The organism is Bacillus sp. SIMBA_026 (assembly GCF_046535335.1).
Classification (GTDB): Bacteria; Bacillota; Bacilli; order Bacillales; family Bacillaceae; genus Bacillus; species Bacillus velezensis.
In genome coordinates this window covers 1-236 of the sequence record NZ_JAWRWX010000484.1, presented here as the reverse complement: position 1 = coordinate 236, position 236 = coordinate 1, and the positions used below count along the sequence as shown (strand labels likewise).

General features: G+C 63.1%; 1 protein-coding gene. It reads left to right on the top strand.

What is annotated here, in order from left to right; all coding sequences use genetic code 11:
- Positions 1–17 precede the first annotated feature (17 nt).
- The coding region (locus SB847_RS22255; RefSeq protein ID WP_410578937.1) for a methylenetetrahydrofolate reductase at positions 18–236 on the top strand (219 nt) is incomplete at its 3' end.

Below are 236 nucleotides of genomic sequence, written 5' to 3'. Positions count from 1 at the left end.
AACTGGGCTACGCAGCGGTGCCACACTTAGCTGCGAAGTGCCTCGATAGCCGAGCCCAGCTGCAGCGGATTCTTGGCGACTGCGCCAGTTCAGGCATCTCTGAGGTGTTTGCGATTGGCGGTGATGCGCCCCATCCGGCGGGACCGTATTCAACCGGCATCGAACTCGTGCGGGATATTGCAGACATCACAGGCGGGAAGATGGCGGTGGGGGTGGCAGGGTACCCCGAGGGCCAC